At 49.0% G+C, this 13,830-nt stretch carries 11 protein-coding genes and 1 tRNA gene; 7 read left to right on the top strand and 5 right to left on the bottom strand.

Going from position 1 to position 13,830, the window contains the following annotated elements; genetic code table 11:
• Window positions 1-6 precede the first annotated feature (6 nt).
• A complete protein-coding gene (locus tag JMM79_03030; GenBank protein QQY08204.1) occupies window positions 7-2,448 on the top strand; it encodes a DNA topoisomerase III in 2,442 nt (813 codons plus the stop codon).
• Window positions 2,449-2,580: 132 nt separating this feature from the next.
• Here the strand turns inward: JMM79_03030 and JMM79_03025 are convergent.
• Together JMM79_03025 and JMM79_03020 are read right to left on the bottom strand one after the other, a co-directional pair.
• Window positions 2,581-2,652: transfer RNA gene (locus tag JMM79_03025), tRNA-Cys, on the bottom strand.
• Window positions 2,653-2,762: 110 nt separating this feature from the next.
• The gene (locus tag JMM79_03020; protein QQY08203.1) at window positions 2,763-3,380 is read right to left on the bottom strand and encodes a riboflavin synthase; all 618 of its coding nucleotides are present in this window, start codon (window positions 3,378-3,380) and stop codon (window positions 2,763-2,765) included.
• 543 nt (window positions 3,381-3,923) lie between these two features.
• On the opposite strand from JMM79_03020, the gene alr reads away from it, so the two are divergent.
• Window positions 3,924-5,030, top strand: a complete 1,107-nt coding sequence (gene alr, locus JMM79_03015; protein QQY08202.1) for an alanine racemase — start codon at window positions 3,924-3,926, stop codon at window positions 5,028-5,030.
• A 40-nt stretch (window positions 5,031-5,070) separates the two neighbouring features.
• Entirely contained in the window at window positions 5,071-6,012 is a 942-nt protein-coding gene (locus tag JMM79_03010; GenBank protein ID QQY08201.1) for a class I mannose-6-phosphate isomerase, read from the top strand.
• A gap of 142 nt (window positions 6,013-6,154) precedes the next feature.
• Here the strand turns inward: JMM79_03010 and JMM79_03005 are convergent, their stop codons facing one another.
• Both JMM79_03005 and JMM79_03000 read right to left on the bottom strand, forming a co-directional pair.
• Window positions 6,155-7,621 carry a nicotinate phosphoribosyltransferase gene (locus tag JMM79_03005; protein QQY08200.1) on the bottom strand — a complete coding sequence of 489 codons (1,467 nt, stop codon included), beginning with the start codon at window positions 7,619-7,621 and terminating at the stop codon, window positions 6,155-6,157.
• Entirely contained in the window at window positions 7,608-8,306 is a 699-nt protein-coding gene (locus JMM79_03000; GenBank protein ID QQY08766.1) for a phosphoribosyltransferase, read from the bottom strand. Before JMM79_03000 ends, JMM79_03005 begins: the two co-directional genes overlap by 14 nt.
• A gap of 315 nt (window positions 8,307-8,621) precedes the next feature.
• On the opposite strand from JMM79_03000, the gene JMM79_02995 reads away from it, so the two are divergent.
• Together JMM79_02995 and JMM79_02990 are read left to right on the top strand one after the other, a co-directional pair.
• A complete protein-coding gene (locus JMM79_02995; GenBank protein QQY08199.1) occupies window positions 8,622-10,145 on the top strand; it encodes a peptidyl-prolyl cis-trans isomerase in 1,524 nt (507 codons plus the stop codon).
• A 334-nt stretch (window positions 10,146-10,479) separates the two neighbouring features.
• The gene (locus JMM79_02990) at window positions 10,480-12,030 is read left to right on the top strand and encodes a methionine--tRNA ligase (protein ID QQY08198.1); all 1,551 of its coding nucleotides are present in this window, start codon (window positions 10,480-10,482) and stop codon (window positions 12,028-12,030) included.
• 72 nt (window positions 12,031-12,102) lie between these two features.
• Here the strand turns inward: JMM79_02990 and JMM79_02985 are convergent, their stop codons facing one another.
• Window positions 12,103-12,411, bottom strand: a complete 309-nt coding sequence (locus tag JMM79_02985) for an RNA-binding protein (protein QQY08197.1) — start codon at window positions 12,409-12,411, stop codon at window positions 12,103-12,105.
• A 278-nt stretch (window positions 12,412-12,689) separates the two neighbouring features.
• On the opposite strand from JMM79_02985, the gene trmD reads away from it, so the two are divergent.
• Both trmD and JMM79_02975 read left to right on the top strand, forming a co-directional pair.
• On the top strand, window positions 12,690-13,409 hold the full coding sequence (gene trmD / locus JMM79_02980) for a tRNA (guanosine(37)-N1)-methyltransferase TrmD (protein ID QQY08196.1): 720 nt from the start codon (window positions 12,690-12,692) through the stop codon (window positions 13,407-13,409).
• Window positions 13,410-13,561: 152 nt separating this feature from the next.
• Window positions 13,562-13,825, top strand: coding sequence for a hypothetical protein (locus JMM79_02975; GenBank protein ID QQY08195.1), 264 nt, complete (start codon window positions 13,562-13,564; stop codon window positions 13,823-13,825).
• The last annotated feature ends 5 nt before the right edge of the window (window positions 13,826-13,830 follow it).

Below are 13,830 nucleotides of genomic sequence, written 5' to 3'. Positions count from 1 at the left end.
CTCCAGATGGGAAAGAGCCTTGTCATTGCAGAAAAACCCGACGTTGCAGTTAGTTTGGCACGTGCACTCGGGAAATTATCCAAGAAGGACGATTATTTTGAGAACGAGCGGTATGTAGTCACGTCCGCCATTGGCCACCTCGTTGAGCTTTGCTTGCCGAATGAGACAGGCAAAAAAGGTAGAAAATGGGATTTTTCTAGTCTCCCTATCATTCCCTCTAGCTTCGGACTGAAGCCGATTAAAAGGACACTAAGCCGTTTTCAACTAATTTGTAAATTACTTCAACGTCTGGATATTGTTGAGGTTATCAACGCCTGTGACGCCGGGCGTGAAGGAGAACTCATTTTCCGCTACCTTATGCAGCTTGCTGAAAACCAAAAGCCAACTCGTAGGCTTTGGCTACAATCCATGACCAGTGAGGCAATTCGTGTAGGTTTCCAAAACTTACGCCAGGAAAGAGAGGTTCTTCCGTTAGGAGAGGCCGCCATTTGTCGCTCTGAGGGTGATTGGCTAGTGGGTATTAATGGAACCCGTGCAATGACAGCTCTTAACTCCGGGCCAGGGAAGTTTCGACTTACTCCGGTAGGGCGTGTACAAACGCCTACGCTTAGCATTCTGGTGGAGCGAGAGGACAAAATCCGTTCCTTTACACCACGTGTCTATTTTGAGATCCGGGCCAGCTTTGCTTGTAAAGGGAAAGAGTATTGGGGGAAATGGTTCGATCCCTCCTTTCAAAAAGGCAGTGATGAGGACGCTCGTGCAGAGAGACTATGGGAGAAGGAAAAGGCAGAGGCCGTTCAGGCTAGATGTCAAGGGGGACAAGGAATTGCAGTTGAGGAAAAAAAAGTATCTTCGCAAAGTGCTCCCTTGCTCTATGATCTCACCTCGCTTCAAAAAGAAGCTAATATTCGCTACTCTCTCAGTGCGCGCAGAACGCTTCAAATTGTGCAGGCGCTTTACGAGCACCATAAGGCTTTGACTTATCCAAGGACGGATTCTAGGTATCTTCCGGAGGACTATCTTCCTGCCGTGCGTTCCGTCTTAGGTTCCATTGAGGAGAAGAGGTTGCACACCCAAGCTACTAGAGCTCTGGCCCAAGACTGGGTCAGGCCAATCAAGCGTGTCTTTGACAATGCAAAAGTGACCGACCACCATGCCATTATTCCCACTGCTGGGAAAACACCAAGAAACTTAGATGAGATAGAAGCAAGGGTTTATGATATGGTCAGGCGCCGGCTGGTTGCAGTTTTTTTCCCTCCCGCTCAGTTTCAACTAACTACCCGTACCACCACCGTGGAGGGAGAAAGTTTTCAGAGTGAGGAAAAAATCCCTGTCGATTGGGGCTGGCTTGCTGTCTATGACAAGCAGTCCTCCAGTAAGGAGGTACTTGTTCCGATACATGCAGGAACGCCTGTTTTTGCCACAAAAATGGAGGTGGTTGAGAACGAAACCAAACCTCCAGCACGTTATTCGGAGGCCACATTGCTCACTGCTATGGAAGGCGCTGGAAAATTGGTTGAGGAAGAACTGTTACGGGAAGCCATGCACCAACGCGGCCTGGGAACTCCTGCCACACGGGCACAAATTATTGAAGGATTGGCAACCGATGGCTATGTAACACGCCAGGGACATAGACTGATAGCCACTGCTAAGGGCATCGCTCTGACAAATTTACTACGTGATATTGGTATCCAGGACCTATGTTCTCCAGAACTTACTGGCGAATGGGAGTATAAACTTAAACGCATGGAAGCGGACCAATTTGACCGTGGGACATTCATGAAGGAGATACGCCGATTTGCAGAAAAAATTGTGGAAAAAACAAAAAGATTTTCCGCCATTTCATCGAAAAAAAACTATCAGGACTTAGAAGCTCAATGCCCTAAATGCCATACCATGGGCTTCCTGGAGACCCTCCACGCTTACGCGTGCAAAAGCTGCGGGCTCTCGTTCTGGAAAAGCGTCGCTGGAAGGCAATTCACTCCTGAGGAAATCCGTATCCTACTTGAAACAGGATCCATTGGTCCATTAGGGGGATTTCGCAGCAAAAACGGGAACTCTTTTACGGCCAAAGTCAGGCTAGATGAAACCTTCAAGGTAAGTTTTGATTTTAGAGATTCCTATTCGGAAATGGGGAGGAAGCAGGCAGCTCCTTCCTTAACCTCTATCATTGGTTCTTGCCCAGTTTGCCATAAAGGGGGGGTTTATGATGCCGGCTCTTCCTATTGTTGTGACAGGATGCTGGCAGGGGAGTGTACTCTGAATATTAGGAAGGTGATCCTGCAGAAGGAAATTCCGCAAGACCAAATGATTAAAGTCTTAAAGACTGGGAGGACCGACCTCATTTCTCAATTTATCTCCAAGAGAGGCCGTCATTTTTCTGCCTACCTCGTCTTGAAAGATGAAAAGATAAAGTTCGAGTTCCCGGAACGCCGAAGGGGCGCCTAGAAGCCCCTTCCCTTTTTCTCCTTCCTCAACGGCCATGGCCAATAAAGGGACAAGTGTGTGCAGAAGCCAATCGAGGTGGCCTAGCAAAGCCTTTCCAAGTTGATCCTTCAGCGCTCCAGTGGAATCGGTGCAAGGCGGGGGGCGGAATCGAACCGTCGCATAGGAGTTTTGCAGACTCCGGCCTTACCACTTGGCTACCCCGCCACCGCTACCTTTAAATACCCAGGACATACTTTACTGCAAGTACAACTTTGAAATCCCTCATTCCATCTTTGGTAGACTCTACAGTCAACTCACCTATAGCCTTTGCATTCCTACGATTGGACGGCCAAACGACCAGTAGATCTCGTGGCTTGCATGCGTTCAATATATTTTGCTACCATGTCGAACTCCAGATTGGTGCGTACCCCTCTATGAAGGCCGCTCAAGTTGGTATGTGCGCATGTGTGGGGGGTGATGCAGACTGCAAAAGACCTCTTTTTCAGCTTGGCTATTGTTAGACTCACCCCATTTACTGCTATAGATCCTTTGAAGATCAGATATTGAACAGCTGCTGGAGGGATTTCTATTTCAGCCCAAAAGTCTTGGCCGGAGTAGCTGGAGGAGAGCACGTGTGCTGTGCAGTCGATGTGTCCTTGCACGAAATGGCCCCCCAACCGCCCATTTGCGAGAAGAGGAAGTTCACAATTGATGTGGTCTCCGGCCTGTAGATCTCCAAGGTTGGTACGGGAAAGGGTTTCCAGAAGCAGGAGAAACTCTACCTGGTTTTTAGAAATCGCCACTACTGTTAGGCAGCAGCCGTTGATAGCAACGCTATTCCCAATTTGGCAAGAAGGCGCTATCCTCGGAACCCGGACACTCAGGGAAAGGCCCCCAGCTTGTTTCTCCAAACTTATCACTCGTCCTATTTCTTCGATAAGGCCTGTAAACATTTAGATCACCCCTGAGAGGAATGGACATCCCTCCCACCGCAGCAGGGAGAGTATGCCTCACGCTGAAAGCTTTGCCATGACATCTTAATAAAAGAACATGTGAAGGGAAGTAGATAGAAGACAGTTATACCAGGGGGCGTCAGCAGAAGTAATGCCGAGCCCTTGGGACGGCTATGCCTTCACATCCATATCATGACGGCACGTGTTTTGACTCAGGAAAGGTTAAAAGAGGGAGAAGAAACCCTCACGGCTCGCGCATATAATGGCTAAGGCAGCTTAAAGTCAGTATAACCCGTTCCCTCTCGCTTTTTACAAGAAGTGGACTGGTATGGTTTCTCTACTTTTTCATGTAAAGATGCAAAAGCCCTGTTGTAGCGTAAAAGACGACTTCGATCGAATGGCCTCTATCTATGCAGGGGTTAGAGTTTTTAGGATCAAGGCAGTGCTGAGGGGAGCTTCCAGTGAATTTTCACTACAATGCTGATTATGTACTTTCTGCCCCTCCCATTTGGAACTAGAATGGGGCGGTGACGGGGGGCTAGCTTGGAGGCAAAGGCATTGCGCTGCTGGACGGAAGTGCAACTAGATTTATTGGCATTTAATCTAAGAGAGTTGCGTTCGCGGCTGCCTCGCAAATGTGGTGTTATAAGCGTTTTAAAGGCAGATGCTTATGGTCACGGGTTAGTTGAAGTCGCCACGGCACTAAGAAATGAATCCACGGCCTTTGCTGTTGCCTGTCTTTCAGAAGCCATTGAGCTTCGAAAAGTTATTCCTGACCATGATATCCTCATTCTGGGGTCTGTTCTTCCCGAAGAACGTCAGCAAGTGGTGGGGTGGGGGTTTATCGCCACTGTCTCAAGTTTGGAGGAAACAGTGGAGTATGCGAAATATGCTGGAGTGCGGTCCGCGCGTGTTTGCATAAAAATTGATACTGGCATGGGGAGGATGGGAATTTGGAAAGAAGAGGCGGAGTGCTGTCTACAAACGCTTGCGCGGCTTCCTGGGATATTGGTTCATTCCATTGCGACGCATCTCCCGGTTTGGGAAGAGGACCCAGTATTTAGTTACCAGCAACTCCAATGGATGGAGAGTTCTAGGGCTTTTTTTCGTAAATTATTTCCTGGAGCTTACTTACATGTACTAAGCAGCACTGGGATTTTGGAATTTCCAGATAGTGCATTCGATTTAGTACGACCTGGGTTGGCTCTCTATGGAATTGCTGTGCCCCGTCGGCATCAATATCGCCTGAAACCCGTTCTTACATGGAAAACTCGCGTGGTAAATATACGACAGGTTGAAAAAGGACGTAGCGTCAGTTATGGGAGAACGTACTTTACCTCAAAGGCCTCGCGCCTGGCCACCCTGGCTGCAGGATATGCCGATGGTTATCCTTGTTCCCTTTCCGGAAGCTCCGCTTTCGTTTTAGTCCGTGGGCGTCGCTGTCCGGTAGTGGGGCGCGTGACTATGGACTCCACAATCGTAGATGTTTCTGAGTTATCTGACGTCCTTTACGGAGAGGAGGTGGTTTTGATTGGGAAAGATGGAGAAGAAGAAATCCTTGCTTCCGATATAGCAGGTTGGGCAGGCACTACTGCGTGGGAAATTCTAACCCGTATACATCCTAGGAGGACAGCACGTTTGTTTCTATGAGTAGTTCGGCAATGCAGTTGCTCTTGGGGGATGGTGCTCCATGTACTCGGGAAATCCCTTAATTTTCGAGCCGCTTCCAGTAAAACGCGTATGGGGGGGGGGGAAACTAAATGCCTACGGCAAAGTTATTCCCTATGGGACTTCTGTTGGGGAGCTATGGGAAGTGGTAGACCGCAGAGAAGCCCAAAGCGTGGTACGTTACGGTCTACTAAAAGGGGAGACGCTAAATGCCCTTTGGCAGGGCCATAGGGAGGAGATTTTTGGAGCACACCTTGTGAACTCTCCTTCCCCTCGCTTTCCGATTCTTTGCAAACTTCTAGACGTTCGGGAGTGCCTTTCGGTACAGGTGCACCCCCCAGAAAGGGTTGCTAAGGCGCTAAATGGAGAGTCTAAGACCGAAGTTTGGTATTTTCTGGAAACCGCTTCCGGAGCGAAAGTCTACGCAGGACTCAAAAAAGGTACATCGAAACGGTCCTTTGAGTTGCTTTTGGCCATGGGGCATATAGAAGAAGCCTTACATAAACTCCCCGTAGAAACAGGCAACTCGCTTTTTATTCCAAGCGGGAGACTACACGCTGCGAGGGGGGGCGTCATTGTAGAAATTCAGCAGAACAGCGATACCACCTTCCGACTCTATGATTGGGATCGACGTGGACTTGATGGCCTTCCGCGTCGTTTGCACATTCATGAGTCACTTGCATCAATCAATTTTTTAGATTTTGAGCCAAGGCTGCAGCCCTCCGGACAGGCTGTAATTGCCAGCTGCCCGTTTTTCCATGTCGATTTTCTAGAGATTGCTAGACCAATGCAGGCTCACTATGAAAAAAAGTTTTCCATTTACGTAGTGGTCAAAGGAAGTATCTCTTGCGGGGGAAGTAGCTTCACTGCTGGTCAATTTTTCTTTGTGCCCGCACAGGCTTCCGAAATATCTATCCTTCCTATTGTTGGAGGATCCTGTGTCTTAAAAACCACCCTTCCATAAATGTTGCAGCACTACTATGGAAGATTTACTGCTCGCGCGGCTATAGGCTGCTGCACAGTAGAAGAAACATGACGTGTGCGGGAAATTCAGGGGGGTCTTTTTACTCCCACATTCCTTCAGATGCCGTGGGACCATTAGGTAGTCAGGTAGCGGCTTGGCGCATACTGATGAACGAATTGGTCCTCTGTCGGTGCAAGTTTAGTTCCATTCCAACTGGGTATTCATGGGGATTGAGAAGCTGCTTGATGCCTGGTTGGAAATATTGGAGCTGCTCTTTGACATGCCGGCGGACCGTTTGGATCCCTACATCTTGGTAAACCTGCTTTCCTTTCCGAAAAATAGGAACTAACAAATCACTTATGGTAGCATTGACGGGCATTAACCTGGTTCGAGTCATGTCCGTGGGGTCAACAATGGTATGTTCGCTAGCCTTGAGGAGTGTCTCATCGTAGATCATATCCCCGACAAACTCCCGGCCCATCTGAAAACGACGAACTTGCAGAACTCCTGGAATTGACATTTTTTCCAAGTGCTCTGAAATCTTGATACAACGGCGCCAAGTCCCGTCCTTCCTCTTAATAGCCCCCAATTTGTAAACACTTCCCAACGCGGGTTGATCATGACCGGCAACTAGTTTGGTCCCAATACACCAAACACGGATGGGTGCCCTCTGGCGCTTTAAGCTGGCAATGATGTGCTCATCTAGCTCGTTGCTGGCAATAATCGCCATGCCGGTACATCCTGCTCGGTCAAGAATTTTCCGCGCTTCCACGCTTAAATGGGTGAGATCTCCCGAGTCCAGTCGAACTCCCACGGCAGCATGGCCCTGTTTCCGCAGTCTCTGGGCCATCCATACCGCATTCCGCACTCCCTCTAGGGTATTGTAAGTATCAACTAAAAAAACACAACCGTTAGGTATGGCTTCTGCATATGCCTGGAAGGCCTCCCTTTCTGTTTCAAATGCCATAACCCAACTGTGTGCTTGCGTCCCTCTAACAGGGATATCGTAGCGCATGGCAGCAAGAACATTAGAAGTAGCCACACAGCCGCCAATGTAGGCAGCTCTGGTGGCTGCCATCCCTCCATTCATTCCTTGGGTATGGCGCAAGCCGAATTCAATAACTGGATCTCCATCGGCAGCTAAACAAATTCTAGCCGCCTTCGTAGCAACGAGGCTCTGGGAGTCAATAAGACTAAGCAGCACTGTTTCCAGAATTTGAGCTTGTATAATTGGACCACGGACGCGAAGCACAGGCTCGTGGGGAAACACAATAGTTCCCTCTGGAACAGCATCTACATCGCAAGAAAAATTCATCTTTCTCAAATAGTCCAGAAAATCCCCCTCGAAAAGAGGTTGATTGTCATTACCAATGAGACTCCGCAGATAACAGCATTGTGCGTCATCCATAGAAAGATGGCGGAGATGGTCGATGGCATCGGCTAAACCACAAGCCACGCTGTAGCCTCCTTGAAACGGATTGCTACGAAAGGTAAGGTGGAAAACCGCCTCACGTTCATGTATGCGATTCTTCCAGTATCCATAAGCCATAGTCAGCTCGTAGAAGTCCGTTAGCAGCAAGGAACGACTTCCATATTCAGCCCTCTTCATGTCTTGCCACGTTCACAGAACGAATTCCTCCTCGCTGAGCTGCCAGGGCCAGCAAATCTTGAGCTTCTTCATCCGTTACTTGCATAAAGTCCTCATAGAATTGACCTACGCTGTAGAAAGGGTATGGCATGGCAGGACAAATGATTTCATCGGCCTCATTTCGAAATGAAGAACAGGCCTCTAGAGAGGCAACAGGGGCTGCCACAACACAGTAACGTGCTTTGTATTGATGCCTAATTACTCGAACGGCCGCATGCATAGTTGTACCTGTGGCAAGACCATCGTCGAGCAAAATGGCTATCTTTCCCCCAAGAGTGGACATGGAGGATATAGAAGGAGAAGGAAGAATCTGGTACTGTCTTGCAAATTGTTTCAGTTCTCGCTCTGCGAGCTTCCTTAGAAGCGCCGTTTGTGGAGTAAGTACAGAACCGATAGCCGGATTAAGGACACATACACCTTCAGAAGCAACCGCTCCAACGGCAAGCTCTGGGTGTTCCGGCGTGCAGAGTTTGCGCACAAGGCAGACCGCTAGTGGAACATTGAGGGCGAGAGCAATTTCATAGGCTACCGGAATTCCCCCCCTGAACAGTCCTAAAGCCACCACATCCGGCTGGCCCCTATACCGACTGAGAGACCGAGCGAGTATACGACCAGCCGCTCGGCGGTTACGATAAGGAAGCTGAATATGCATTCCCGCAATACTACCCGTAGCTAATCTCAGCTAGGAAGCACTTATTTAAGCAGAGCAACGGTACAATGCCAAAGTAAAGTAGGTAAAGGATCCTCTTTTAAGAATGTGGGGGGCCAAAAAGGGTAAGAGACTCTCCTTGTTATGAAGAAACTTCCTCCGCAAATGAGCAGAAGTTCTCCCCCTCCTCAGGGTTCTTGGCGCTATCATGCAAATAGGTTTTTTTCATTACTTATTTTCTGTCAATCTTCTATATCAATGGGCGAATAGCCGCACCTCTTCTTCAGCAGCCGCTGAACCCCAATGTCTCATATGTTCAATGCTATCCGTAAGAGGCAGCATACACTTATAACAAGTGTGTCTATTTTAGCTATTTTTGCCTGTATCCTCTACTTTCATACCTATGCGAATTCTATCGATTCTGCAGCGAAGGTGGCTTCCATCTACGGTCGAGGCATTACTCGAACGGAAGCTTACCGTCTCTCGGAAAATTATTCACTCGCTGTCATGCTCGGACTCTACGACTTCCTAGAAATGCTTGGGGGGAGGAACGGCGGTCCATCCATGGATGATGAATCGGCTACCATAAGTGAATTTGCGCTTAACCAGCTTATTATACAGCATGAGGCCAAGGCTTTGGCAGTTGCTGTTCCAGATCGCCAAGTAGCACAGGCCATTAGGAAATGTTCTCTCTTTCAGAAAGATGGTGATTTCGATGTAGCTAAATACCGAGAATTTATAAAAAAACAGCTAGTCCCACGAGCAATGAACGGACGTCTCCTAGGGAACCTATTTCGTAATTCTCTACAAGCCGCCCGCGTTCGCCGGATTGTCTCTGGATCTGTCGCAATATCTGACCAAGAGGTTCTTAGGTCCTTTCGGGTTTATCAGAAGGAGGACCTTCAGGTAATAAAATTTGATTTTCCCAAATATGCTGCCAAAGCACGTGTTACAGCTGATCAGATTCTGGAGCTCTACACAAAAGAGGCAGAAAACTTAAGGACTCCGGAAGCCCGCTCAGTACGCTATGCGGTGTTTAAAATACCGGATGAGAAGAGACTGCTAAGGGGCAAGGCACGAATGAGCGCTTTACAGAAAGTGGCTGATCAGGTAGATGCCTTTATGGAAACTCTTACTAAAGGCAGGATTCCCTTCGAGAAGGCTGCCGAGCAGGCCGGAGCTCCAGTAAGTACACTACCGCCCTTTAGTGACGGATTAAGCGATGGGGGGATATTCAAGGAGTTAAAAAGAGAACTTCCCAAGCTAGCACACGCCATCTCCCAACTTACTAAAGAACACCCTTACAGCGATGCACTAGAGGGAGTAAACAACGATCGATTTTATGTACTGGAATTGCTTTCTGTGCAACCTCCCCGTCCCCTTGCACTAGAGGAAGCACGACCTCGGCTACAAGAAATATTGCGTACTCGAGCTGCATCCAAACTGATCCACGAAGAAGGAAAGGCCGTCGTGGCTTCTATTGCAAAGCACTTACAGAAGGGGAAATCATTTAAGGAGGCTGCTGTCCTGCAAGGGATAAAATCTGAGAAGATCTCGGGCATAGCTCCGTCCTCTAGAGCATCCCCTGAACACTCCCTCTATGCCGAAGCGGCACTTCTACTTTCACCAGGGGAAATAAGTGCTCTCCAGAAGTCCAATGACGGTGGAGCATATGCAGTCTTCCTGACAAGTCGGGAGACCATCCGATCGGAGGAATTTGCAAGAAGGAAGGAGGAGTTAAGGGCCCAACTGCTTCAGGTGAAACAAATACTCCTTTTCTGCGAATGGATGCGCACTGCGAGAGAGGCGGCCAACATCGTGTACCGAGTAAAATAGTTTCTGTCAGAATACACTTAATACACCCGGGAAGGCGCTGACGATAAAGGTGAAACCCTAGACTAACCTAGACTAATTTGACATCCTGGCATGTTTCTGGCACATTTTTGCGACGGGTTCTGTTCTATGGGAGAAGTGGGGAGCCAGACACTACAGGAGGAGAGCCCACGACCTCCGCCGCGCTAGCGACCCCCTGGGATGGCCGAAGGGCCTTGGGCCTTCCCCTTCTTTCAAATGCGCTGTAACTCTCTACAAAAGCGTCCTTCTTGGGCTAAATAGACCAAGGCCAGCAAGGTGAAGTTTAACTGTATTCTTTTCTTTTTTTCAACGTGATGTGACAAAAGCAGTGAGTCCAAGGCCATTCACTTTAACTGCTGCTATTGACTATGCTAATGCCGATCCTCATGTTGGGCATGCATACGAAAAAATCCTTGCCGATGTAATCGCTCGCTTTCAACGTCTCTGCGGCCGCGATGTGTTTTTTGTGACCGGTGTGGATCAACATGGCCAAAAGGTCGAGCAGGCCGCCAAAAGACTCGGGATGGATGTTCGGAGTTTTGTCGACCACATCGCTATCAGGTTCCGCACGCTTTGGGAAACCTTGGGGATTACGTACGATTGCTGGGCAACAACCACCCACTCATTGCATCAACAAGTAGTTTGCAAAGTCCTTCGGCAGCTTTTCAGCGCTGGAGATCTCTATAAGTCCACCTATCGCGGTTTTTACAGTATAAGACAGGAACACTTCCTAACGGATAAGGATCGAGACGAAACCGGTGAGTTTGGACCAGAGTGGGGAGAGGTCATTTTCTTGGAGGAGGGAAACTGGTATTTCCGCCTTAATAAGTACTTACCTTGGCTTTCAGAATTTATGGCAACCCACTCAGAATTTGTAACCCCAGCCTTTCGGAGGACAGAGATTGCCCATGCCATCCAACATTGGAGGCAGGATTTATGCATATCCAGGCCGCGCTCTCGGCTATCATGGGGGATTGCACTTCCTTTTGATCCAGAATTTGTGACCTATGTTTGGTTCGATGCACTGATCAACTATCTAAGCTTTACAGGCTATCTTTCCGAAGATCCTAAAGAGGAGGAGGAATTCCAGCAGCGCTGGCCCGCGCTACACATCCTTGGAAAGGACATTATGATACCGGCGCATGCTGTTTACTGGCCCATTATGGTTCATGCTATGGGATTTCCCGATCAACAAATTCCCCAACTACTTGTTCATGGCTGGTGGAATTCTGGTGGGGCGAAGGTAAGCAAGAGCACCGGGAACACAATAGACCCTTCTGCGCTTGTGTCTCGATACGGAGCGGCGGCACTTCGGTACTATCTCATGCGGGACATCGCTACTGGTCGAGATGCCGCCTTCAGTGAGGAAAGGCTGATTCTTCTCCACAACACAGAACTGGCAAACGGTTTGGGGAATCTTCTCAATAGAACATTAAGCATGGTCAATCTTTATCTCGGAGGCTCTCTCCATCCAGTAGTCCCATCCCATGTTTCGAACACCCTGCGCGAGGAAAATAGACGCTCCGCATCTGAGTACTTGCTTCGCATGCAATCCTTCCAGATTGACCGTGCAATTACAGCGATCATGGATATCGTTTCCCGCTCTAACGCATTTATTGAGGCCTGTTCCCCTTGGGCACTCCACAGGAATCAAAAACAGAAGACGAGACTAGTAGAGGTACTCACAACTCTCCACGAGAGCTCGCGACTTTCCGCTAGCTTGCTCGCGCCTATCCTGCCAAGGGAGTCTGCCGTCATGCTGAAGCAGTTGGGGATCGAAGCTGTCAGCTTCTCCCATCCCGACCCCACCCTCCGTACCTCACTGGAGGTGCGGCCACCGGAGCCGGTCTTCCCAAAATTACCCTAGCAACGAAGGGCTACCCTCAGTACAGACATCCCACACGCCCTTGGCAGAGGGAGGAAGGGGCAAGAAGCAGAACTAGAAGCGACGAGACTTGCTAAAACGCCTAGTATTCCCTCCGCCACTCGGCGAGCGATTTTCCAAGGGACGGGCCTCATTGACGGTCAAGTTACGCCCATCCAGATCTGCACCATTAAGCCCGTTAATGGCGGCCTCGCCCTCGCTTTGGGTAGACATCGTAACAAAACCAAACCCGCGAGGCTGACTAGTGTTCCGATCTTGCATAATCTTCACATCCGTCACTGTCCCGAATTTCTCGAAAGCCGCGCGCAACTTATCTTCCGATGTGTCGTAGGAAAGATTTCCCACATAGAGTCTCTTATTCATAGGTTTTTGGGCGAAAGAAACAACTGACTGCCGCTAAGCCGTTCCCGAGGACCGGGTTTCAAATCACCACCGAGACTAACTCACCTGACGATTCACCAAGCTGCCAACATACCAATCGGTTCCAACAGCCATCATCCTCTCTTACAATGGCGGAATTTGCAAGATAAACTTTTGACAGAGATGGTAGTAAATAGTTCGTCTTCTAGGATATTTCCCCTTGCCAAATCCTTCCAATACTTCAAGAAATTTACTGTCTTGTCTTCCTCCCCGTTAGAGCTGTGAAAATCCAAATTTTAACGCTTTTCCCAGACGCATGTGAGGGGATACTGTCCCAAGGTATTCTGGGTCGTGCAAGGAGGTGTAGGTCGATAGAAATTCAAGCCTTAGATCTAAGGCGGTGGGCCGTTGGCAAACATCGTGTCACGGATGAAGCACCATACGGTGGCGGTCCGGGGATGGTGATGAAAATAGAACCCTACGCCAGTGCTTTGGCTGACCTATGTAGACCTCATACTCGCACAGTATTGATGTCTGCCCAGGGACGACGTTTTCAGCACGCCATTGCTTATGAGTATTCTTTGGAAAAGGAGATTATTTTATTATGTGGTCACTATGAAGGAGTGGACCAACGTGTCGCCGACCACTTGGTGGATGATGCAATTTCCATAGGAGACTATGTTCTAACTAGTGGTGTTCTCCCAGCATTGGTGTTTGTGGATGCAGTAGTCCGCCTGATTCCAGGTGTGTTGGGAAATGCGGATTCTGCTGGCCAAGAGTCGTTCATTGCTGGACTTCTAGATTATCCTAGCTACACTCGCCCTGAGATGTTCCAGGGGTGGAGGGTGCCTCCTGTCCTGCTCTCAGGTGATCACGCTGAAATTCGGAAGTGGCGTGCTGTTACCGCCTTGGAGTTAACGAGACAGAGGAGGCCTGATCTGCTAGGGCTTCCTCTCGGAATGGCCGGGAAAGAAGCTGGGAAGGAGTGCCCTCTGGGCTGAGCACGTCCGTCTCTAAAAACATCCCTAGGAGACAGGGGACGGTAGATCTTCGGGCTTTCTCACTGGACAAAAGAAACGTTTGGTGATAGCCTGGCCAGGATTAGGTTTATTAGGTTTGGCTTGTAAGCTGCATTGATGCATTAAATTGGTAAATGGACGGGATACTTTCACAGCGCTTAGACCATCCCCCATCGGGGCTCAATCCGGCGGAGGTTATCAATGCCGTTAGTCCGCAGGCGAGGGGGTATTACTCTACCATTATGCAAATGCTGCCTGCTCTAGACACTGCTAATGCGGGGGTGTTGGCAAAATTCAACATTTACTGGGCAATGTACAGTGCTACCATTCAGTTTATGTCTCAGTTTACTGTGGCCAATCAAACTTTATGGAAAGAATGTATTCAAAATATCCGCTAAGCCTG

The organism is Candidatus Xiphinematobacter sp. (genome assembly GCA_016766635.1).
Classification (GTDB): domain Bacteria; phylum Verrucomicrobiota; class Verrucomicrobiia; order Chthoniobacterales; family Xiphinematobacteraceae; genus Xiphinematobacter.
This window is presented reverse-complemented; position numbering and strand designations above follow the sequence as displayed.

Excerpts from the sequence above, each read along its gene's own strand:
- JMM79_03030 (QQY08204.1), top strand. The coding sequence starts at position 7 with ATGGGAAAGAGCCTTGTCATTGCAGAAAAACCCGACGTTGCAGTTAGT.
- JMM79_03020 (QQY08203.1), bottom strand. The coding sequence starts at position 3,380 with ATGTTTACAGGCCTTATCGAAGAAATAGGACGAGTGATAAGTTTGGAG.
- JMM79_03010 (QQY08201.1), top strand. The coding sequence starts at position 5,071 with ATGTACTCGGGAAATCCCTTAATTTTCGAGCCGCTTCCAGTAAAACGC.
- JMM79_03005 (QQY08200.1), bottom strand. The coding sequence starts at position 7,621 with ATGAAGAGGGCTGAATATGGAAGTCGTTCCTTGCTGCTAACGGACTTC.
- JMM79_02995 (QQY08199.1), top strand. The coding sequence starts at position 8,622 with ATGTTCAATGCTATCCGTAAGAGGCAGCATACACTTATAACAAGTGTG.
- JMM79_02985 (QQY08197.1), bottom strand. The coding sequence starts at position 12,411 with ATGAATAAGAGACTCTATGTGGGAAATCTTTCCTACGACACATCGGAA.
- JMM79_02975 (QQY08195.1), top strand. The coding sequence starts at position 13,562 with ATGGACGGGATACTTTCACAGCGCTTAGACCATCCCCCATCGGGGCTC.